General features: G+C 49.8%; 21 protein-coding genes. 14 read left to right on the top strand and 7 right to left on the bottom strand.

All coding sequences use genetic code 11. The features are described from left to right. Positions 1–78: 78 nt before the first annotated feature. Positions 79–2,682 (bottom strand): malto-oligosyltrehalose synthase, encoded by a 2,604-nt coding sequence (gene treY / locus V9K92_RS18800; protein ID WP_337354649.1) that lies wholly within the window; start codon positions 2,680–2,682, stop codon positions 79–81. Between the two features lie 29 nt (positions 2,683–2,711). Further along, entirely contained in the window at positions 2,712–4,136 is a 1,425-nt protein-coding gene (locus V9K92_RS18805) for an alpha,alpha-trehalose-phosphate synthase (UDP-forming) (RefSeq protein WP_337354650.1), read from the bottom strand. A 149-nt stretch (positions 4,137–4,285) separates the two neighbouring features. Between V9K92_RS18805 and otsB the strand changes: the two genes are divergently transcribed. After that, on the top strand, positions 4,286–5,089 hold the full coding sequence (otsB, locus tag V9K92_RS18810) for a trehalose-phosphatase (RefSeq protein ID WP_336439924.1): 804 nt from the start codon (positions 4,286–4,288) through the stop codon (positions 5,087–5,089). On the opposite strand, the gene V9K92_RS18815 is transcribed toward otsB, so the two are convergent. Next, positions 5,076–6,407: a PQQ-dependent sugar dehydrogenase gene (locus V9K92_RS18815; protein ID WP_337354651.1), complete on the bottom strand. Its 1,332-nt coding sequence runs from the start codon at positions 6,405–6,407 to the stop codon at positions 5,076–5,078. The two genes, otsB and V9K92_RS18815, sit on opposite strands and share 14 nt — an antisense overlap. Positions 6,408–6,544: 137 nt before the next feature. Here V9K92_RS18815 and V9K92_RS18820 point away from each other — a divergent pair, with 137 nt between their 5' ends. The 6 genes from V9K92_RS18820 (at position 6,545) to modC (ending at position 10,537) form a co-directional block, all read left to right on the top strand. Further along, positions 6,545–6,904 carry a hypothetical protein gene (locus V9K92_RS18820; protein ID WP_337354652.1) on the top strand — a complete coding sequence of 120 codons (360 nt, stop codon included), beginning with the start codon at positions 6,545–6,547 and terminating at the stop codon, positions 6,902–6,904. A gap of 159 nt (positions 6,905–7,063) precedes the next feature. Next, positions 7,064–7,273: a cold-shock protein gene (locus V9K92_RS18825; protein WP_115052800.1), complete on the top strand. Its 210-nt coding sequence runs from the start codon at positions 7,064–7,066 to the stop codon at positions 7,271–7,273. A gap of 134 nt (positions 7,274–7,407) precedes the next feature. Then, positions 7,408–7,770 carry a DUF6481 family protein gene (locus V9K92_RS18830; RefSeq protein ID WP_115052801.1) on the top strand — a complete coding sequence of 121 codons (363 nt, stop codon included), beginning with the start codon at positions 7,408–7,410 and terminating at the stop codon, positions 7,768–7,770. A 143-nt stretch (positions 7,771–7,913) separates the two neighbouring features. After that, the gene (modA, locus tag V9K92_RS18835) at positions 7,914–8,708 is read left to right on the top strand and encodes a molybdate ABC transporter substrate-binding protein (protein WP_337354653.1); all 795 of its coding nucleotides are present in this window, start codon (positions 7,914–7,916) and stop codon (positions 8,706–8,708) included. A gap of 48 nt (positions 8,709–8,756) precedes the next feature. Beyond that, a complete protein-coding gene (gene modB / locus V9K92_RS18840; RefSeq protein WP_337354654.1) occupies positions 8,757–9,458 on the top strand; it encodes a molybdate ABC transporter permease subunit in 702 nt (233 codons plus the stop codon). Next, a complete protein-coding gene (modC, locus tag V9K92_RS18845) occupies positions 9,455–10,537 on the top strand; it encodes a molybdenum ABC transporter ATP-binding protein (RefSeq protein WP_337354655.1) in 1,083 nt (360 codons plus the stop codon). Before modB ends, modC begins: the two co-directional genes overlap by 4 nt. 18 nt (positions 10,538–10,555) lie before the next feature. On the opposite strand, the gene V9K92_RS18850 is transcribed toward modC, so the two are convergent. The 3 genes from V9K92_RS18850 to V9K92_RS18860 all read right to left on the bottom strand — a co-directional run bounded on the left by V9K92_RS18850 (position 10,556) and on the right by V9K92_RS18860 (position 12,870). Then, the gene (locus V9K92_RS18850) at positions 10,556–11,452 is read right to left on the bottom strand and encodes a dihydrodipicolinate synthase family protein (RefSeq protein ID WP_337354656.1); all 897 of its coding nucleotides are present in this window, start codon (positions 11,450–11,452) and stop codon (positions 10,556–10,558) included. 9 nt (positions 11,453–11,461) lie between these two features. Further along, the gene (locus tag V9K92_RS18855; protein ID WP_115052806.1) at positions 11,462–11,845 is read right to left on the bottom strand and encodes a YciI family protein; all 384 of its coding nucleotides are present in this window, start codon (positions 11,843–11,845) and stop codon (positions 11,462–11,464) included. A gap of 695 nt (positions 11,846–12,540) precedes the next feature. After that, on the bottom strand, positions 12,541–12,870 hold the full coding sequence (locus V9K92_RS18860; RefSeq protein ID WP_115053278.1) for a hypothetical protein: 330 nt from the start codon (positions 12,868–12,870) through the stop codon (positions 12,541–12,543). Between the two features lie 219 nt (positions 12,871–13,089). Between V9K92_RS18860 and V9K92_RS18865 the strand changes: the two genes are divergently transcribed. The 6 genes from V9K92_RS18865 to V9K92_RS18890 all read left to right on the top strand — a co-directional run bounded on the left by V9K92_RS18865 (position 13,090) and on the right by V9K92_RS18890 (position 20,055). Beyond that, complete coding sequence (locus V9K92_RS18865) at positions 13,090–13,779, top strand: CerR family C-terminal domain-containing protein (RefSeq protein WP_443094483.1); 690 nt, start codon at positions 13,090–13,092, stop codon at positions 13,777–13,779. Continuing rightward, positions 13,776–14,789, top strand: coding sequence for a secretion protein HlyD (gene hlyD, locus V9K92_RS18870; RefSeq protein ID WP_337354658.1), 1,014 nt, complete (start codon positions 13,776–13,778; stop codon positions 14,787–14,789). The genes V9K92_RS18865 and hlyD overlap by 4 nt, the downstream gene beginning before the upstream one ends. After that, a complete protein-coding gene (locus tag V9K92_RS18875; protein ID WP_307285549.1) occupies positions 14,786–16,546 on the top strand; it encodes an ATP-binding cassette domain-containing protein in 1,761 nt (586 codons plus the stop codon). Before hlyD ends, V9K92_RS18875 begins: the two co-directional genes overlap by 4 nt. Continuing rightward, positions 16,543–17,703: an ABC transporter permease gene (locus V9K92_RS18880; RefSeq protein ID WP_337354659.1), complete on the top strand. Its 1,161-nt coding sequence runs from the start codon at positions 16,543–16,545 to the stop codon at positions 17,701–17,703. Before V9K92_RS18875 ends, V9K92_RS18880 begins: the two co-directional genes overlap by 4 nt. Position 17,704: 1 nt before the next feature. Then, entirely contained in the window at positions 17,705–18,817 is a 1,113-nt protein-coding gene (locus tag V9K92_RS18885; RefSeq protein ID WP_337354660.1) for an ABC transporter permease, read from the top strand. A 185-nt stretch (positions 18,818–19,002) separates the two neighbouring features. Beyond that, positions 19,003–20,055 (top strand): Stealth CR1 domain-containing protein, encoded by a 1,053-nt coding sequence (locus V9K92_RS18890; protein WP_115052811.1) that lies wholly within the window; start codon positions 19,003–19,005, stop codon positions 20,053–20,055. 146 nt (positions 20,056–20,201) lie between these two features. Here the strand turns inward: V9K92_RS18890 and V9K92_RS18895 are convergent, their stop codons facing one another. Further along, complete coding sequence (locus V9K92_RS18895) at positions 20,202–20,480, bottom strand: SRPBCC domain-containing protein (protein WP_337354661.1); 279 nt, start codon at positions 20,478–20,480, stop codon at positions 20,202–20,204. 664 nt (positions 20,481–21,144) lie between these two features. Between V9K92_RS18895 and V9K92_RS18900 the strand changes: the two genes are divergently transcribed. After that, on the top strand, positions 21,145–21,411 hold the full coding sequence (locus tag V9K92_RS18900) for a hypothetical protein (protein WP_337354662.1): 267 nt from the start codon (positions 21,145–21,147) through the stop codon (positions 21,409–21,411). Positions 21,412–21,438: the final 27 nt, after the last annotated feature.

A 21,438-nucleotide genomic window follows, 5' to 3' on the forward strand; every position in this document is an offset into this window, starting at 1 on the left:
AATAACGTCGCAGCAAAACAAGCACCGTTTGCCACTTATCGGCCCGATCTATTGTAGGGAATAAATAGGAGTGTCGGCCTAATCGGCGATAAGCGTTGCCGTAGAAAAGTCACGCATCGCATCAGCAGCGAGCAGCGCGTCGCCTGGCAAAATCGTCTCACCTGTCAGGACGTTCTGAAACACTGCCGATGATATCGTTTCCGGCACATGGATGGTGGTGTCTCCCCAAGCGGGAATGGGCATGAACGGCTCCTGAAATTTCGAGACCGCCTCAAATGGCAAGCGGGGAACCGCGACAATACATGAACTGGATTCGTTGCGGCGCAAGAAGGCCAAAAGGTGGTCTGAATAGATACCGCTGATCTGTAGAGGGATGTAATCTCCCCGCAAAAACAATTCCGGATATTGCTGTCTTAGTCGAAGGTGAATTGTGATAATACGTTGCTTCAAAGCGCCCGAATGCCAATCCGCCAATAAATTGGTGAACGGAGATTGCTCGGCATAGTTTAGTTGCGCACTCAGTTTTTCAAAGCCAGCATCGTCAGGCGCACCTGTCTGAGAAAGCGAAAAATCCCAGGTTTCAGAACCAGTTTGTATGACCGGCATGCCAGGCGTTGTCATTTTAAGGACGGTTTGTGAAAGGCTGTTGACTGCTCCCGCAACCCAATACGGCCTCATTCTATCTGCGAACTCCATCAGAAATGTACGATCGAGGAAGACGCTGCCAATATAGTCGGCGACTGCCATTTCATAGGGGCGGTTGACCTCCGTCCAAAAGGCGTCCTTTCTCATTTCCCGGATAGCTCTGATTACAAAGCCTGTTAATTCATCTTGAACAGCCAAGAGCGACTTTTGATCATCGAGATGGAGTTGGGGAGGCCAAATTGCAGCCATGGTCTGATAAATCAGCCATTCTGTTTCTGGATGTGGAACCAGGGCGCCCTCAATCATCTTGACGTTTTGAGCGAAGCGTATTCGCCAGTCCGACACGCATTGTATCCAGTTCGCCGGAGATTCTGTGAGCGCCAAAAGACGCATGCGGGCATCTTCACCAAATTTAGTAGCGTAGGAAAAGCTGGTGGCATTCATGCCCAAAGGCATCATTGCAGCCTTTTGAGCCATGTGTGTGTGAAACGCCTCAACCGGCCGTTTCGCATCGGCAGAGAAGACCGTAATTTCATCAACCGAAATCGGGCCACGGTCATAACGATAGGATTCTTCGACCGCTTGAGCCATAACTGCAGCCGATAGCTGTTGGTAGCGAGTATCAAATTCGTCATATATTTTTGGCGGCAGGGTCGATCTTGTTATCCCTGCGGTTTGCAAAATCATTGTGTGGTGATCCTGTCGATCACTCGGGTAAGTTCGAAACACTGGTAGTTCTGTAATAGTTTCGGAAATTGCGCGCCTTATTTCAAGTTCATCAATGTCCGCGGGCGAGAACTGCAAAAGAAAACGCGCCAACGCGTTCAATTCCGGCGCGAGTTTCTTGTGAAGAATGGCGTGCTTCGCATCCCGGTAATGGTTCTCCCGAGACCGTTCAACTCCCGCTACTGTCGCATGGGCTTGTTCTAGAGTTGGAAGCTGTGCGTGATTCACCAGGACATTTGATGCGACGGCAATAAACTCATAGCCGGCCGTTCCATCCACATCCCACTCTTCTGACTGCACCTCTCCATTCAGAAAAATTTTGTCGGTGACAATGTAAGCATTGCTGCCGGTGGCGTGACGCAATTGTTTCAAATATCCAGCGGGATCTGCAAGACCATCTATTTGGTTCACTCGAAATCCGCTTACTGCACTTAGTTTGGTTAGTTCCAATGCTGTTTTATGAAAGTCATTGAAAACATCGGGGTCCTTCACATTTGCCCCCACAGAATAAAGGGAGTCGTATGAGTGTCGGTAACTCAGGTGTTTGCGGGCGTCAGCGATGGTCATTAAAATCCAATGCTGCTCTGTCAGAACTTTCTTTAAGGATGAGATGTCAACGGTTAGCCTGTTGAGGTGATCAGCCAGAGCAAGACGATTGGAAACGCTGCTCCGTCCGTATATTACCCGCAAGTTTTCATGAAACTGGTCGGGATGGGATGGCTGAGCTTTGGCTGCTGCTTCACGAAATTGGTTGGCCAGTTCGCTATCGAGTCCTTGCAAGACTGTCGCATAAGATGGCGGTGACAAGGGATATAGATTTTGCGCGTGTGATATTCCCAGCACATTCGCCGCAGTATCAAATACCAAGCTGATCGCACTATTATCGAGTTCTTCAACAAGCGGGCGCTCCAGCACCGGCAGGCTTAGTCGACTGCTCCAGTCGACGTCAAAATACTTGGCGTATTTGGCATCTTTACCCCACTCAAGCAGCGATCTCCACCACGGGTTTTCGTAAGAAGCAGGAATTTGATTAGGATTGATATCGATCAAAAGACTGATACCGGCGTTTTCCAATGCGCGGATAAGTCTTGCAAAGCCCTGTTCGCCGCCCGATTTCCGATCCAGCGTAGTTGGGTCAAAAGATCGACGCCCGTTTCCAGCATCGCTTGTATCGAAAACAGATGAAACGCTGACGCAGTCTATCCCCAGTCGTTTCAGATAGGGCACTCTCGACGCCAAATGATTGAAAGTAACACCATTCTTCAAAAGCAAGCGATAGGCTGATGTCGGTACGTCATTCCGTTTTGGCATTCTGATTCACTACTCCTGATCACGCTCAGTTAAGTTGTCAGGTGGATGGGCGAGTGTTTTGTGAACTGATGTATGAGCTGAGGTCGTTCAGTTTTGCCGAGAAGCGCATCAAGGTATTCGCGCTGCCACCATTGAGCATCATGCTCTGTGACGCGTTTTAAAAGCTTGCGGTGCCGCAATTGCCGTTCGGCGAGTGGCATAGTCGCAGCTTTTTGAATAGCTTGTGCCACGTCATTGATATCGTAGGGATTTACGATCAGAGCTTCGCTCAACTCCTCGGCGGCTCCAGCAAACTTGGACAGTATGAGAATCCCGGGATCTGCATCGTCCTGCGCAGCGACATATTCTTTCGCGACAAGGTTCATTCCATCGCGCAGTGGCGTAATCAAGCCTATCAAACTTGATTTGAACAGTGGGGCAAGTTTAGAGCGCGCAATGCTGCGGTTGATATATTGGATCGGCGCCCAGTTGAAATCGGCAAACTTGCCGTTGACTGCGCCAGCGAGTTGTTCAAGCTCTGATTTGATGTCGCCGTAAGCTGTTACGTCTTCACGTGAAGGAGACGCAATCTGTAGGTATTCAGCATGCCCTTGGTACTCAGGATAAAGGTCAAGAAACTTTCGAAATGCTTTTATGCGATGTGGCAAGCCCTTGGAGTAATCGAGACGGTCAGCAGATATGATCTGGAACCGTTTTAACATTTTCCGGCGGATGCGTTCGAGTTCCACCGTGTCATCCGGTTTGCTGGATGTCTGGGCAAATTGCTTCACATCGATCCCGATTGGAAAATGCCCGATATGAATTGTACGACCTTCAACCCGCACTAATTCCGGCGAAATTATATCTGCGTCGGAATGTTCTTTAAGATAACGATGAAAATTCTGAACGTCGTTTACCGTTTGAAACCCTATGAGATCATATTGGAGTAGACATGATCGCAGCCATTCATGTCTTGGAACCGCTGAAAATACGTCAATGGAAGGAAAGGGGATGTGCAGGAAAAAGCCGATCTTATTGCCACAACCTTTCTGGCGCAGTTTCGCTGCCATAGGGATCATGTGATAATCATGAACCCAGATCACATCATCCTGCTTAAGCTGGGGGGCAAGCGTGGCCGCAAAACGCTCATTGACTGAAGCGTAGCAATCAGCAAACTCGGTGCGATAGTCCATTAAATCCAGCCGATAGTGAAAGGCTGGCCAAAGCACCTTGTTTGAAAAACCGAGATAATATTTCTCGTGCTCTTCTGGGGTAAGGGATGTCGTCAGCGTTGTTACGTTGTCGTACTTTTCCTGTTTGGGGGCTGAAATATCTTCCGAAATACGTCCATCCCAACCCATCCACAGGCCGTCTTGGCTTTTCAAAGCATCGACGATTCCGACTGTTAATCCCCCTGCCTGTGATTTTTTAGTGAGGTTCGCCGTTCGGTTTGAAACAACAACCAACCGTCCCATAGATTAAGTCCCTTGCATTCGAGTTGAATAAACCCAATCCGCTCGGGCGCAGATGGTTCCCATTTTTTTCGAATTAGTAATGAACCATTTGTGTCGCGTGGAGTTTAAACAGCACCACCCTAGCTCCACCAACACGGCGAAATTTATAGATGAAATCTGATTCAACGGGAGTACTTCCAAAAGATCTCCATAACTGGGCCTTGTTTCTGGATGTTGACGGAACACTGATCGATCTTGCCTCCACGCCCACGGGCGTGAAGATACCGCAAGAATTGCCGGGACAATTATTATCGCTTTTCACGCAGCTGGATGGAGCCATGGCTCTGGTAACAGGGCGCTCAATTGAATCTGTCGACGCCATGTTTGCCCCTTTTCAGTTTCCTGTTGCAGGGATGCACGGCTCGGAAGTTCGGGATGGGTCAGGAAATCTCGGTAGAAAGCTGATTAATCGCTTGGCGCTTGATCAAGCACGCCAGGAGCTGGAAAAGCTGACGGCGCGTTGGCCGCAAACCATTATTGAAGACAAGGGCTTGGCTATCGCCATGCACTATCGTTTGGTTCCCGAGGCTGAAAGGGCGGTGCAGGCCACGATGTCCACGGTTCATTCCAGACTTGGCGAGGGATGGAAACTCCAGAACGGGAAAATGGTTGTGGAACTGCTGCCGTCGGGTACTGATAAAGGATCTGCAGTAGCAGATTTTATGACAATGGCTCCCTTTAAGGGTAGAAAGCCGCTGGCTATTGGTGATGATCTTACGGATGAGGCCATGTTCCGTTTTGTTAACGGATCAAACGGTCTTTCCGTCAGAGTTGGTCAGCCACTTTTTCAAAGTGATGCGCAATATAAGGTCAACTCCCCCAACGAGGTGAGGGGATGGATTGCAGCTCTGACGGGAGCCCCAAAACAAACGGAAAAATCGCCTGAGTTGTTTCCACTTTCTACTCAGGACTGACGCGCCAGATCGTATTTCCCACATCATCAGCGACAAGGAGCGCACCGTTCCTGGCTATCGCTACGCCAACTGGTCGACCCAATGCTTCGTCGTTGCCGCTTATGAATCCCGTAAGAATATCCTTTGGCGGGCCATTGGGTTTGCCATTGGCAAACGGCACATAAATCACTTTGTAGCCGCTTCTGGGTTTGCGGTTCCACGATCCATGTTGGCCGATAAATGCACCATTTTGATATTCCGCCCCTAGGAGCGATCCCGTATTGAACGTCAATCCGAGCGAAGCAGTATGCGGGCCGAGCGCATAATCCGGTTTGATAGCCTTCGCGACCAATTCCGGGTTTTGCAGCTTTACTCTCACGTCAACATTTTGACCGTAATAGCTGTAGGGCCAGCCATAAAATCCACCGTCTTTGACAGATGTCATGTAGTCCGGGACAAGATCGCTACCGATTTCGTCACGTTCATTGACTGCGACCCAAAGCTGGCCGCTGTCAGGATTCCAGGAAATGCCGTTGGGATTGCGTAGTCCAGATGCGAAGACACGCTGTTGGCCGGTTGCTAGATCAATTTCGAGAACGCCCGCCCGGTTCTTCTCTGCAGCCATGCCGTTTTCACCAATATTGCTGTTGGATCCGACTGTTACATACAGTTTCTTGCCATCGACACTCGCAATCAGATCTCTAGTCCAATGGCGATTGATTGGGCCCGCGGGCAAATCAACAATCTGTTCCGGTAGGGCTGTAGATTCGGTATCGCCATCCAGATAGGGCACTGCGACGATACTGTCGGTGTTCGCAATATAGAGTTTCCCATCTGCAAGTGTCATACCGAAGGGAGAACGCAAACCTTGCAGAAATGTCTTGCGTATCTCCGCAACACCGTCATTGTCGGCGTCGCGTAACAGCGTGATCCTGTCTGCGCTTTTAACCATTGCACCCGCTTGACCCATCACCATGCCTTCCAGCCAGTTTCGAATATTGAAACCTTGATTTTCCTTCGTGGGCGCATTGCTTTCGGCAACGAGAACATCGCCATTAGGCAGAACATGAATCATGCGTGGATGATCAAGGTCTTTGGCAAAAGCATTGACTTTCAAACCTGGCGCGGCTTTTGGCGTGACGCCTTCCGGCCATTTGCTGGCTTTCGCAACGTTTACAGTTGGTATGGGCTTGGGATTGGGTGCAGGAAGTGTGGGGTTGGGACCATAGCCTTGTTCAATCGCGATGGTTGCTGATTCTTGTGAATAGACATAGACGGCTGCAGCGCCAAGTCCGGCAAGCACAACGAAGACCAACACGATTTTAGCAAGGGTTTTCATCAATTTATCCTCTCATCGGCGTTAAATCATAATGCCTGTAAAGGGTGAGTGTTCCAATAACTCCGTCCAGCTGAAACAGCATCAGCTACGGAACCTCATTGTTATGTCGACGTTAAGTTTCGGACAGGAGAAAACAAATGACTGAAACCACATTGCTTACAGACCACCAAGCCATTCGCGATTGGGCCGGTACCCGTTCAGGAGTGCCTGCCATACGTGACCGAGCTGCCCTTATCGGCATTACCGAACCGGTTTTGATGATAAAATTCGGACAAGGGGCGTACGCGGACAATGACGATAGTGGCGCCGACCGTCCGGACGAATTGGGACGCCCCCGCCTTGTGGAATGGGATGAATGGTTTGATCTGTTTGACAAAAACCAATTAGCCCTTGTGGTATCGACAGAGATTGAAGGGCAACCGGACGAATTTCATGAGTTTGTCGCAAATAAGCCGGTCAGAATTTTACACGTAAAAACAAATCCTGCCGTGGGTTGATCCCTGCGGGTTGGGCCTGTAAATAGAAGCATTGGATTTTGGATCGTCTGACTTTGTTTTACGCTTTCTAGCGCTTCGACAAGCTCCTTCTTCAAAACTCGATTATTAGGAGGCACCTTTAGTTGGGTGCCAGTTGTTGTTGCTAGACGGAGGTCCATCATGGCCACAGGCACAGTTAAATGGTTCGATTCAACAAAAGGTTTTGGTTTCATTCAGCCGGATGACGGCGGCACCGACGCTTTTGTTCACATCTCTGCAGTTGAACGCGCTGGCATGCGTAATATCGTTGAAGGTCAAAAGATCAGCTACGAGCTAGTTCGCGACAAGAAGTCTGGCAAGATGTCAGCTGATCAGCTCGCAGCTGTATAATAATAATGGCCACGGTGTTCGCTGCCAGCGACTTCCGTGGTAGGATTAAAGGAAAGGCTGGGCATGTGTCCGGCCTTTTTCCATCTACTGGCAATTGAAAAGCCGATTGCTTGCAACGACAGGACTACTTTCTATTGAAAAATCTTAAAGAATTGAACGAACGCCGCGCCGCGGCGATAGAAGCAAAAAAGCTTCTGCTGAAGAAATTTGAGTCAGCACCAAAGGCCGATGACCCTGAGGTGGTTGCCAAGCGGGCTGAACGTGAAGCTATCGTTGCCGCCCGTGAAGCAAGAAAAGCTGATCGTGATCGTTTGGCCAAGCTTGAAGAAGAGCGCAAGCTCGCGGAGACTCAAGCTCTTGCGGATGCTGCAGCGGCGGAAGCCGAAGCACTTGCTGCCGAAGCAAAGAATCGCATCGCCAGAGTTGTTCTGGATGAAGCCGAACGTAAGGCGGAACGTGACCGCCGTTATGCCGCTCGCAAAGCCAAACAGCGCTAACTGTCAGCCTTTCTGTCCCGTTTATTGTGCCCCACAGCTTTAAACCGTGGGGTACTTTTGGTTATGTTTCTTCGAACATAACGCTAGCTATCTGTTGATCACCGATATATTCATAAGAATATTACGGTGGAGCAGAGAGTTTGATGAGTGTTCAATGGCGTGACTGGTTGGAATATTTTACAGCCATATTGGCAGCTATTTCCTTGGCAATATCTTTTCAGATCAATCAAGCCCAAGCGGTTGAGAAGGTTACGGTTTTTGCAGCCGCAAGTCTTAAGAATGCACTTGATGAGGTCACGTCAGCATGGAAGGCTGAAACTGGCAAGGAAGTAACAACTTCTTATGCTGCGAGTTCAGCATTGGCCAAACAAATCGAATCCGGTGCTCCGGCAGATATTTTCATCTCCGCAGATTTGGATTGGATGGATTATCTTACGGCAAAGAAGCTTATTAATGAAGCCACACGCAAGAGCCTTCTTGGCAATAGTATCGTTCTCGTAACATCAAAAGACAATGTTGAGCGGGTAGACATCAAAAAGGGTTTGGATCTGGCAGGGCTTCTCGGTGACGGCCGTTTGGCGATGGGCGCGATTGATTCGGTACCGGCAGGCAAATATGGCAAGGCTGCTCTGGAAACGTTAGGCATATGGTCGTCAGTGGAAAGTAAGATCGCTGGTGCAGAGAATGTTCGTGCTGCGTTGCTTCTCGTTTCTCGTGGCGAAGCACCATACGGGATCGTCTACAAAACTGATGCTGTAACTGACAAAGAAGTGGCGATTGCCGGTACCTTTCCGGACGATAGCCATAGGCCAATCGTCTACCCGATTGCGATGCTGGCTGACAGTAAGAATACTGATGCTGTGTCACTGCTTGACTATATAAAATCAGATAAAGCTGTGCCGCTGTTCGAAAAACATGGTTTTACCACACTCAAATAGGCGCGTACTTCCGGCAAGGGACCGCCACAAACACAGCGAGCTTTCGATTTGAATTGGTTCTCGTTAAGCGCAGAAGAATGGACGGCTGTTCATCTCAGTGTGCGTATTGCATCTGTTGCTACGATTGCCAGTCTACCTTTTGGCATAGCGGTCGGCGTGTTGTTGGCCAGAGGGCGTTTTTGGGGAAAGTCACTTTTGAATGGCTTGGTACATCTGCCATTGATTTTACCACCTGTTGTTACCGGCTTTCTCCTGCTGATCCTTTTTGGGAGGCGCGGACCACTCGGGGCATTTCTTGCCGAGAATCTCGGGATTGTTCTGTCATTTCGATGGACTGGTGCCGCCTTGGCCTGCGCTGTGATGGGTTTTCCCTTATTGGTTCGTAGCATCCGCCTTTCGGTTGAAGCAGTAGACAGGGGATTGGAGGATGCTGCCTCAACATTGGGCGCTAGCCCGGGCTGGGTTTTTATGACCGTAACTTTGCCTCTGATCTTGCCGGGCATTATTGCTGGTATGATACTTTCATTTGCAAAAGCAATGGGAGAGTTTGGAGCAACAATCACCTTTGTTTCCAATATTCCAGGTGAAACGCAAACTTTGTCAGCGGCGATCTATACCTTCACGCAGGTGCCGGGCGGAGATGCTGGCGCATTCAAACTGACTATTATCTCCGTGATCATTTCTATGGCCGCTTTAATGGCTTCAGAATTCATGACCTATCTCTTCGCTCGCAAAGTCACATCACCATGAAGTTGGTTTTCGAGGCGCGATGGAAGCTCGGTGCATTTCAGTTGGATGCGGCATTTACGTCCGAAGGCGGCGTAACTGCGCTGTTTGGTCCTTCAGGATCGGGTAAAACCTCCATCATTCGCATGTTAACCGGGCTGGCTCACCCTGATGAGGGGCGTGTGATTTTTGATGGCGATGTTATTGTCGATACCACCCGAGGCATATCTATTCCGAAGCACAAACGCCGTTTTGGTGTTGTTTTCCAAGACAACCGGTTGTTCCCCCATTTGTCGGTTCGTCAAAATCTTAACTACGGTCGATGGTTCGTTTCAAAGCCTAAGAACGATGATAGTTTCGCCTCCATCGTTGATTTGCTGGGACTAGATTTCTTGCTCGACCGGCGGCCGATAAATCTTTCAGGCGGCGAAAAACAGCGGGTGGCAATTGGCCGTGCGTTACTTTCTTCGCCTCGTCTGCTCTTGATGGATGAGCCGCTTGCTGCATTGGACGAGACGCGGAAATTGGAAATATTGCCATATCTCGAAGCGCTGCGCGATCAGATGAACATTCCGATCATCTACGTTAGCCATTCAGTGACGGAGGTAGCGCGATTGGCCGATAAAGTTGTCGTACTGGACAATGGCAGTGTTACGATGGCTGGGCCGGTTGCTGATGTGCTAAATCAACCGTCCGTTTCCTCGATGCAAAACCGGAAAGACAGAGGAACGCTGATCGAAGGGAAAGTAATCCAGTACGATATAAAGCACAGACTGATGACAATCGAGTTCAATTCCCATCATTTCTTTGTTCCCGGGCCTGAGATTTCGATCGGCAAGACCGTCCGCATGTATATTCTTGCAAAGGATGTCATGCTTTCCACCGTTTATCCGGAAGGCGTGAGCGCTCTTAACATCCTGCGAGGAGAGGTTGCGATAATCCTTTCCAATTCAGACGGCACAGTGGATGTGCATATTGAATGCGAGGGAACGGCTCTGGTTTCGCGAATTACCTCGCTTTCAAGCGACCGGCTAAAGCTCACAGGTGGAATGACGGTTTATGCCATTATTAAAACGGTCGCCTTGGAATCACGAGGACCATAAGAGATTCAGGGTCTGTGCCTAAAAGGATAGTCCTTCCAGAGCTTGCGCGATGCGGTTGTACTCAGACTTTTCGATCGGCAATATGGGGCGTGGCGGATTGGAATGTGTTAGTCCCATTATGTTGGCGATAGCATACATGACGCGAATGCTGGAAAGCTCCTTAAATAAATCCCACAATGGTTGCAAAAGTTGATCTAACCGTTGAACTTCACCATCTTTTCCGGCCTGAGCGGCACGTGTTAGTGCAAGACATGGAACAGGCAACAGACCTCCAGCCACACTGTACCAAGCATGTCCGCCAGCCATCAAGGCATTCGCCGCATTCCAATCGCCACTAAACCCAATGGCAAACCCCGAGGGAAGTGCATTGCTGAGCGGCTGGATTATGGAAGGCATTTCAGAAGCTGGTGCTGCCGGATTTTTAAGCGCAACTATGCTGTCAATTTTTGACAGCCGCTCAATGAGTGGAACGCCAAACGTAAAATGTGTTGTGGTCGGATTGTTGTAAATGCAAAGGGGAAGGCGGGTAGCACCAGCCACTGCAGTATAATGCTGGAAGACTTCTTCATCGTTCAGCGGCGTATATGAAACTGGTGCAAGAAGCAGTCCTGAAGCGCCGGCCTGCTCGGCATGCTTTGCAAATTGCTCTGCTTCGTCGGTACGCATGGCACCAACTCCGACGACAATTGGCACAGTCGAGTTGCCAGCTTTCACAGCGATCTCGACTGCGCGTTGCCGTTCCGCCGGGTCAAGATACATATATGTGCCAGTGCTTCCCAGAAGGCCGATAGAATCCACGCGGGCATCTGCAAGGTTACTGATGATCTTTGAAAGATCCCCCTCATCTACGCGGCCGTACGGATCACAAGGAGTAATGGGAAAGGCCGATAATCCATGGAAGATCGAAGAGTTCATGCTGCTATCCTAGCTTTCCGCGCTGGCGCTTAACGGTGCTCCGGGAAGATAAAGCAATATCTCCCGGATTTCGTAAACGGCTGTCGGATTGGCGCGGCGCAACTCGCGTGCGGTTTCTACGGCAGCAGTAAGTGACGGGCAATCAACAACATATAGACCAAGCAATTGCTCTTTGGTTTCGGCAAAAGGACCATCGATTACTATTTCGGCGTCCTTACCGCGCAGCGTTACTGCACGGCCTGTGGGACCAAGACGTGCGGCTGGCCCGAGAGTCTTTTCACGAACGAGACGCTCATTAATCTCCAAGAGCTCGGTCATAAGGGCCGTGTCTTCCTCTTTGGTCCAGGAAGAGACGACTTCCTCTTCGTGATAGGCCAGAATTGCATAAAACATGGATTATGATCCTCTTTAACTCATAGCCGGGGATTCTATTCAAGTCAGTTGGCTCTGCAACTGAGTTCAGAGCAAAAGCTCAATTTTCCTTGAGCAAAAGAAGAAAATGTTCTCCATGACAGTTATCCCGGTCGGGAAAACCGCATAATGGCAATAGAATGGCTTCCCCGTGCCAGTGCTTGGTCATGAGCTGCCACCATCAAATTATGGGCTTACCGCCAGTGACGGCAATCGTTGCTCCAGAAACATAACTCGACAACGGATCGCTTTCCGGTCAATTTTCCCGAGCCTTTGTACGAATTTTCACGGTGATCCGGAATAGGATTCATCCCTTTGCTTAATCCGGGCATTGATTGTTTGGGTGTAAAGTATCGACCAGCATCGACACACGCCGCGCCCGGCTTTTTCGCCATGCATTGCTTCCGACTGATACAATAGAAGGTGTGGCATTGCGTCGTCTGAAATTGCACCGGCAGAATGTTTTCCCTTCTGCTCCTTTGCACCGCCACTCTGACGTCCATTCGTTTGATGCCCACGATTTGAAACCTGCGTGGTGTAGCCATTGTCTTCGCGCCTCGGACGCTAGGCCATGGTCTCCCTTCCAAGACGAAAAACCCGTTAACCCGCCCATTGTTCCAGATGCCATGCCTATGCATTCGCAATTGTGGTTACGCCCAGAGGCAGTTCTTGATTGGCTATTCCGACGGGGCGAACGTAATTAGTCCCACGGCAATGATTGCCAGCATTATTCCGGCAAGTTGAGTTGTTGGCAGTTTCTCGCCGAAATAAACTATTGCAATTGCGTTGATGGCCACCAGTTGCAGCAATGCAGAAAGGGTGAAGGCCGAGGCCATTCCAAACTCACGCACCAGCCGAAGCATAATCAGATTGCCGATAGTATATAAAATCAGCGTTATAGCCAGCTTCGGGAATGTGGGCGATATTGCCCAGTGTTTGGCTCCGACAGCCGCAAGTAGAAAAACCAGTGTCGACGCCGCAAGCTGCAGCATGCCTGAGATTGTCATAACATCTCCATTGAAGAAGAGCGGGTGCTCGAAATAACACCGCTCGATCGGGTTCAACAATAGCATTTGTATTTTTGGCCGCACCATCCGCGCGATAGATCGCAGCCAGCGTAAAAGTTCCGGCTTAACCTAGTCAGTTATCGCAATTGTAATGCAACATGAAAAATTCATTCGTTTGACTTATTATTTGCTACGATGTAAATTACGGATATGGAAAATATAACCAAGCAGAGGAAACGTCAGTCCGCTCGCGGAGAAATTGCCCGCGAAAAGCTCATCGTCGTCGCGCTCGACCTGTTTGGCCGATATGGCTTCGAGGGCACGAGTACGCGGATGTTGCGTGATGCAGCAGGTGTGAATCTACAGGCCATCCTTTATTATTTCGGAAGCAAAGAAGGGCTCTATATAGCCACGGCGGAATATCTTGGCGGAGAGATCAATTCCCACGTTTCAGGCTTGCGAACCAAGGTGAGAGGACGACTGCAAGAATTGGCGGCAGCCGGGCAAAGTCTGTCACGCGAAGAAGCAAAAGCTTTCCTGACAGAGATACTCCAAAAGATGGCAACTCTGTTTGTAAGCAAGGAATCCGAGCCGTGGGCACGGTTTTTGATACGAGAACAGATGGAGCCGACAGAGGCATTCAACAGAGTATATATCGCAGTCATGAAGCCTATGCTTGAGGCAGGCATCCAACTCATTAGCGTCTTGCTTGACGAAGATCCTTTATCCGAACATGTCCGCTTACGAATGATTTCTCTTTTCGGCAGTGTTCTTGTGTACCGCACAGCCCACGCCTCTGCGATGCTGCAGCTCGAGTGGAGCGGTATTGGTGCAAGCGAAGTTAAAACTATACAGAATTTAGCGGAGGAACTTGTTGCTGCCATACAGCCCGTCAAGGTGCGATCATGAAGCGGCTGATCATTATATTGATCTTGGTTGTTGTGGTTGCCGCAGGCTTGGCGTGGTGGTTTGAGCTTCCACGCAAAATGGGCTGGGTTGAATCGGAAGCGACGCAACTCACGCTTTACGGCAATGTAGATATCCGTCAGGTGCCACTTGGTTTCAGGGTCAATGGCCGCATGGAAAGACTGATGTTTGACGAGGGTGATACCGTTGCAGCTGGCGCAGTTATTGCGAGCCTGGATACAGCGCCCTATCAACAGTCTGTTGATGCCGCAAAGGCTGAAGTGTCTGCGCTGCGTGCGACACTTGAAAAGGCAATAGCAGGGCCACGCCAGACTGAGATAGTGCAAGCAGAAGCCGCGCTGAATGAGCAGCTTGCCGATCTTGAAAATGTAACTCTCTCCTATGAGCGTGCCCTCCGCCTCCGCCCGAATGGAACCATTTCCCAGTCCGGTTTGGATGAGGCAATTGCAGCAAAATCGATAGCGAATGCACGGACTGCTTCGGCGCGGGCAGCTTTGGCGCTTCTTAAAGAAGGAACACGTAAAGAGGACATTGAAGCAGCGAAAGCCAACCTTGCAGCTGCAGAAGCGAAACTTTCCAGCGCCGTGACTTCGCTGGATGATGCTCAAATGCATGCGCCTAATGATGGGATAATTCTTTCCCGCGTTCGTGAGGCAGGTTCCATCGTCGCGCCAGGTGATCCTGTGGTCGTATTGTCGCTACTGAAACCCATCTGGGTTCGCAGTTATATTTCTGAGGTTGATCTAGGCCGCATACATCCTGGCATGGTCGTCGATGTGTACTCGGATACGAAACCCGGTAAACCCGCTAAAGGGAAGATCGGCTTTATATCGCCAGTGGCTGAATTCACGCCCAAATCAGTGGAGACGCCGGACCTGCGCACAGATCTCGTTTATCGGTTACGCATCATTGTTGATGAGGCAACCCAAGATTTGCGACAGGGAATGCCTGTCACCCTTCGAGTGCCGATGGAACCAGGCCGTGAGCTATGACCGACCGGATACCATCCACCGATGATGATGCCCGATCCGAATTTGTTCGTCTCGCAGATGTCAGCAAGAGCTTTGGTCAAGCTGCGCAAGCATTGAAAGATGTGTCCGGCATCATAAGCGGAGGCAGGATTACAGGACTGGTTGGTCCAGACGGTGCTGGTAAAACTACGCTGATACGTCTGATTACCGGACTTATGCAGCCGGACGGAGGCTCGATCAATGTTCTGGGATTCGACACCAAACTGCATGCACCAAGCATTCAGGCTCTAATCGGTTATATGCCTCAACGTTTCGGACTTTATGAAGACCTCACGGTTCAGGAAAATCTCAATCTCTATGCTGATTTGCGTAGTCTCCCGCTGGGCGAGCGTCCGGCAGCATTTGATGAGCTTTTGACGTTCACTGATCTAAAGCGATTTACCGGGCGGCTCGCTGGTCAGCTTTCGGGCGGAATGAAACAGAAGCTTGGGCTTGCCTGCGCTCTCTTGAAAAAACCCAGACTCTTGCTCTTGGATGAACCAGGTGTTGGCGTCGATCCGATTTCCCGCCGCGACCTGTGGAAGATGGTAAAAGACCTGACCAAGGACGGCATAGGGGTCCTCTGGTCAACTGCTTATCTTGATGAGGCTGAAGCCTGCGATAAGGTGTTGCTTCTCAATAAGGGCGAACTGCTATTTTCCGGACCGCCTGCGGATTTGACAAATCGGGTTAAAGATCGGGTTTTCAAGTTCACTGGCATATCCGGCAGTCGCCGTCAGGCACTCTCGAAAATCCTGGAACAGCAAGGCGTGGTTGATGGTGTCATTCAAGGCGACGCAGTGCGCATTGTTACCAGCGCGGAAGCGAAACGAAGTGAGTTGACGAAAATCGCGGGAAACACAGCCAAGATACGTGCCACAGAGCCGCGTTTCGAAGACGCTTTTGTTGATATGCTTGGAGGTGGCCCCGGGGGGCGTTCCAAGCTTGCTGAAGCGGCCACACGGCTCGATGATCAGAATGGAAAGCCCGTCATAGAGGCCCATGGATTGACGAAGAATTTTGGTGATTTCACCGCAGCGAAGGACATTACATTTGACATTCCACGAGGTCAGATTTTCGGGCTTCTTGGGCCAAATGGTGCGGGAAAATCCACCACGTTCAAGATGCTGTGCGGGCTTCTAAAACCTACGCAGGGTGAGGGCAGGGTAGCCGGGTTTGATTTGCGGCGGGATGGTGCCGAGGCGCGCAATCGTCTAGGGTATATGGCGCAGAAATTTTCGCTTTATGGTGACTTGAGCGTCGGACAGAATCTGGATTTCTTCGCCGGCGTCTATGGTTTGAGCGGGTCACGTAAACGCGAGCGCGTAAGCTTGATGAATGAGATATTTTCATTTGCCGCTCGCGATAACCTGCCGGCAAAGGATTTGCCTCTTGGCCTAAAACAACGCCTTGCACTCGCCTGTGCCGTTATGCACGAACCAGAAGCGCTTTTTCTAGATGAGCCGACATCCGGCGTAGACCCCATAACACGACGTGAGTTTTGGACACACATTAACGGCCTTGTCGAGAAAGGCGTGACGGTGCTTGTCACCACACATTTCATGGATGAAGCCGAGTATTGTGATCGTATTTCTCTTATCTATCGTGGTCGTTCGATTGCTCTGGGTTCGCCCGATGAACTCAAGGCGGGGGTCGCGACTAAGGCGCAGCCGGATCCCACCATGGAGGATGCGTTTATCGCCTTGGTGGAGGCCTCCGAGCGGGAGGCAGCGGCATGACCTCCGTATCGCTAAGTAAAACGACGGAACCAGCACGCGTCCGGCGATTCTTTGCGCTTGTCCGCAAAGAGACCTTCCAGCTTTTGAGGGATCCAAGTAGTATTCTCATCGCCTTTGTTTTACCCGTCGTTCTATTATTTCTGTTTGGATATGGCGTTTCGCTCGACACGGGCCAAACCCGTATGGGCCTTGTTATTGAAGAGCAGACGCCACTGGCAGGCGATCTTGCTGCCAGCTTCCGGGGATCGCGCTATTTCGATGTTGAAACAGGTCGGGATCGAAGGGAGTTTGATGCAAAACTGGTAAGCGGCGAAATTCGAGGAATCGTCATTATTCCTGCCGGCTTTACCTCCGACTTCGCGGCAGGAATGAACCCGCAGATTCAAGTGATTGTTGATGGATCTGATACCAATACCGCCGGTTTCGTTCAGAATTATGCGCAAGGCGTCATTGCAGGGTGGGTGGCTATCCGGTCGGCAGATATGGGAGTTCAAAAAGATGGCAGCGCCTCAGCGATCAGCGTAGAGCAGCGCTTCTGGTTTAATCCGGAACTGACGAGCCGCTTTTTCCTTGTTCCAGGATCAATCGCCATCGTCATGACGCTCGTCGGAACCCTGCTGACGTCATTGGTCATCGCCCGGGAATGGGAACGCGGAACCATGGAAGCAATTATGGCAACGCCGGTGACATCTGCGGAACTGCTGATGGGAAAAATCCTGCCCTATTTCGTGCTTGGAATATTGTCGATGACCCTTTGCGTTATAATCGCGGTATTCCTGTTTGGCGTGCCCTTCCGAGGATCAATCGTTGCATTGTATCTGCTCTCAGCGGCATTTCTTGTGCCAGCTCTTGGTCAGGGATTGCTTATATCAGCTGCAACAAAAAACCAATTCCTGGCATCGCAGCTTGCTTTGATCTCGGCCTTTCTTCCGGCATTTCTCCTTTCGGGTTTCCTGTTTGAAATTAATTCTATGCCGGTGGTCATACAATGGATCACTTTCGTCGTACCCGCCCGTTACCTGATACCAAGCTTGCAGACACTTTTTCTGGCCGGGGATATATGGCCGATGTTTTTGAAGGCAATGGCTATCATGCTGTTTATCGGCAGCGTCTTCTTTGTTCTGGCCGCCCGTAGTACACGAAAACGGATCGATTAATATGTGGTGGACGCGGCTGAAAGCATTGATCATCAAGGAACTTCTCGCGGTGCTCCGCGATCCAAAGAGTCGGATGATCTTGATTGTGCCGCCTATCGTCCAGCTCTTGGTGTTCTCCTATGCGGCTACCCTTGAAGTCCGGAATGTAGACGTCCTGATTCTAAACCGTGACAGTGGTCATTGGAGCGAAGAATTGATAACGCGGATTGAAGGCTCGCCAACCTTCCGCACTGTATCGCATACGCAGGATCAATCGCGTATTCACGATGCAATCAGCAATCAGACAGTTATAGCTGCATTGGAGATCGGTCCAAGCTTCTCCCGCGACATTGAAGCGGGTTTTCCGGCAACAATTCAGATCATTTTAGACGGGCGTAAATCCAACGCTTCACAGATAGTAGCGGGCTATCTAAGCCAGATTGCCGGAAGACTTTCCCTTGAAACCCCATTGGGGATGAAAACGCAGAGCGCGATGATAAACGTAATGCCGCGCAATTGGTTTAATCCCAATTTGGATTTCCAATGGTTCATGGTGCCAAACTTGATTGCAAGTATTGCAATGCTGATTGGTCTAATTGTTACTGCCCTATCAATAGCCAGAGAACGGGAGCTCGGCACATTCGATCAACTGATTGTTTCCCCATTGCGGACGCATGAGATGGTCATCGGCAAGTTGATACCTCCAATGTTAATCGGCGTTTTTCACATGACAGTCTATTTGCTGGCCGCGATATTTTTGTTCCAGATTCCGTTTCGGGGATCGCTGATTTATCTCTACGGCAGTGGCATTATTTATCTTGCAGCGATCGTCGGGATCGGATTGTTCATCTCAGCTTTGTCGAAATCACAGCAACAAGCTATTCTCGGAGCATTCCTTTTTATCGTCCCGGCTATTCTTCTTTCAGGCTTTGCAACGCCGATCGAAAATATGCCCCAGTGGCTGCAGCCGATTACCATCATAAATCCACTTCGATATTTTCTGGTGATAATCAAAGGGCTTTTTCTGAAGGATATCGGGTCTCTGGAAGTACTGCACCAGACAATCCCACTCGCATTGATAGCTGGCGTGACTTTGTCAGCGGCGGCGTGGCTATTCAAGCGCCGCTTGGAGTAGTTAAGAGGATGATGTGCTGAACTCTTTAAAGCACATCACAGCCTCACAATAGCAGACGATCAGCTTGTTTTCCGTTTCGTTGATTCCAAGGGGAAAAGAAGTTCTGACGAAGCGTCTCGAGGTAGATATCCCAAACATAATTATCAATCATTGGAACGCTAATCCTTGCGCTTGATTATTATTGTATGAGATTAAATAATCGTTATCCAGTTAAGTTCATGGGGGAGAGTTTTGAGCGATTGGACTCTGTAATTAATCCACAAATCGATGCTGTGATAGCTTGGGTCGATGGATCTGACCCAAAGCATTTCGCCAAGATGCAAGAACATCTGGACGGCCGTATGCTCGGAAAGGCGACGCGATATGCCAACAATGGCGAAATCTATTATTGCATCGCGTCAATTCTCAAATTTGCCCCCTTTATCCGGCGGATTTGGATAGTCTCGGATAATCAGAAACCACAATTTATCGATGAATTTGCGAAGGCTGGCCTGTGCGAACAGGACTTCATCCAGATTATTGATCACACGGTACTGTTTGCAGGCTTTGAAGAAGTGTTGCCAACGTTCAACGCCAGAACGATAGAAGCAATGTTTTGGCGCATCCCCGAACTCAGTGAGCACTACATCTATCTGAATGACGATTTCTTCATGAACAGAAGTCTGACGCCGGATTTTTTCTTTCGGAATGGGATGCCTGTGATTTTTGGAAAGTGGGCTCCACCACAGCGCTGGCGTCTCAAAACCTTTTTCCGCAATGCTTTGAGAGTTCAGAAGGCTGTTCAACCGAATAAGCGGCCAACATACAGGCTCGCTCATGAACTCGGCGCTCGCATTGCCGGTTTCACGAAAAAGTTTTTGCTGGTCGATCACCTTCCGCATCCCATGCGCAAATCAACCCAGCAAGCGTATTATCAAAGCCAACCAGAGATACTTTACAAACAAATCAAGTTTCGTACGCGGAATATAGAGCAATATTCTCCGGTCGCGCTCATCAACCATTTGGAAATCGCCGCTCGCAATGCCTATATTCACAAGCCCGTTGATATCGCCTACGTGACACCACACGCTCTTCTTTTTATTTACCGCTTTGCCCAGCAAGTCCGCAGTCATCACAGAGTATTTGGCTGTATTCAAAGTCTTGATGGTTTTTCCGGGCCTGCAGTACGTCTCATTCGAAAAGTAATGAGACAAAAACTCGGTCAATTCCTGCCCGAAACAATTACATTTAACGATTGAGAACGCGTCTCTTATAGCCCTCATATTCCAGATGGAGACGGCCCAATCTTGCGTTTAGTCTACACCGGCAGCGGAATCTTTCACCGTCGCAGTTGTCTCGATTGCCCACGACACAGCGATCATCGAAGTTGGGCTGGATTTCCCGCTCACATCGAAGGCGAGCCCTTGCAATTTCCTGTGACTACCAGGCGGTTAGGCGCACTGCATTCTTCGATAATGATGTTGGCCCATGGTTGACCTTTCTCATGAGCCATTTGCACGCGAATGATCTTCCCTGGCGTCGCATTGTCTTCCCAGCGACCGAACCAGAGAGCAGTTTGTTTGGGCTTGGTTAAACTCGACCAAACGTCAGTTTCATCTGCGAGAAACCTGCGCAGGAGGATCAAATTATTGCCACTGACGTGGCCGGTTGGTATAGGGCTCATGAGATCACCTCCTAAAACAAGCCGGTTCTTTCTCGGTCGCCCTCGGCTGTTCAAGCGCGAAAGCGCGCCGTCTGGTAAAGTCTCTGTCTATCGTGACCAAAACCGATGCTCAGGAGCAAGAGTTTAATGCCGGTGAAAACTTCAATAGCAATCAGGCTGACCTATTTGAACGACGGTCCACGGGATATTTGGAGGTAAATTTACTGTTTGCACAAACGAAACCCCACTGAATTTCGGCGAAACAAAAAAACTCGTTGTATGGGTATTTTCCTGGCCACTGTATGAAAGTTTATATGTCGTGGAACAGTTGTATGATCGGTTTTCTGGATTGGTTGCGACAATCCAAAAACCCTTATCATTTGAATCCCACCTGAATATTGGCAATGACCAAGCAATCGATGGTGTAGAGATAAACAGCAATGCGCTGACCGCAAGCCACGTTCTTATGGGGAAACCTTGAGAGTGATGGGACATCAATTAAAGCTCCGCGTACATCGACGTTAACATCGAATGCCGCCCAATAGCGGTCACAGATTCTTTCAGTTTGTCGGAGTGGAGAAACGCCAGAGCTGCACATTGGTGCCATTCCAACAAGGAGTTGCGGGTCGAACCCAGCCCGGAGCAGTAACTTGAGGCAGATGAAGGTTTATGGCACAGAAGTGCAATGGGTGAACTGTTTCATGTTGGGCAATGTCCGGGTTGCCGCCAAGGCTGGCTGATATTACAGCGTAATCTCAGTAGCGGTGACATTTACGCGCACTGCGAAGAGTGCGAAACTGGCTTCATCACTCCAGACGATCTCTTGTCGCCCTTAAATGGCTTTCTCACTGTTCTCGAAGAATATGACTACGAAACTGAGAACCCCGATAAAGAAGAAATATCGAGAACGGTCTGGGCAAACTTCATTGTAAAGAAAGTTCCCGTTGAGTAACGACGCCGAAACTTCCCGCTATAGAAC

The organism is Phyllobacterium sp. CCNWLW109 (assembly GCF_037203905.1).
Lineage (GTDB): Bacteria > Pseudomonadota > Alphaproteobacteria > Rhizobiales > Rhizobiaceae > Phyllobacterium > Phyllobacterium ifriqiyense.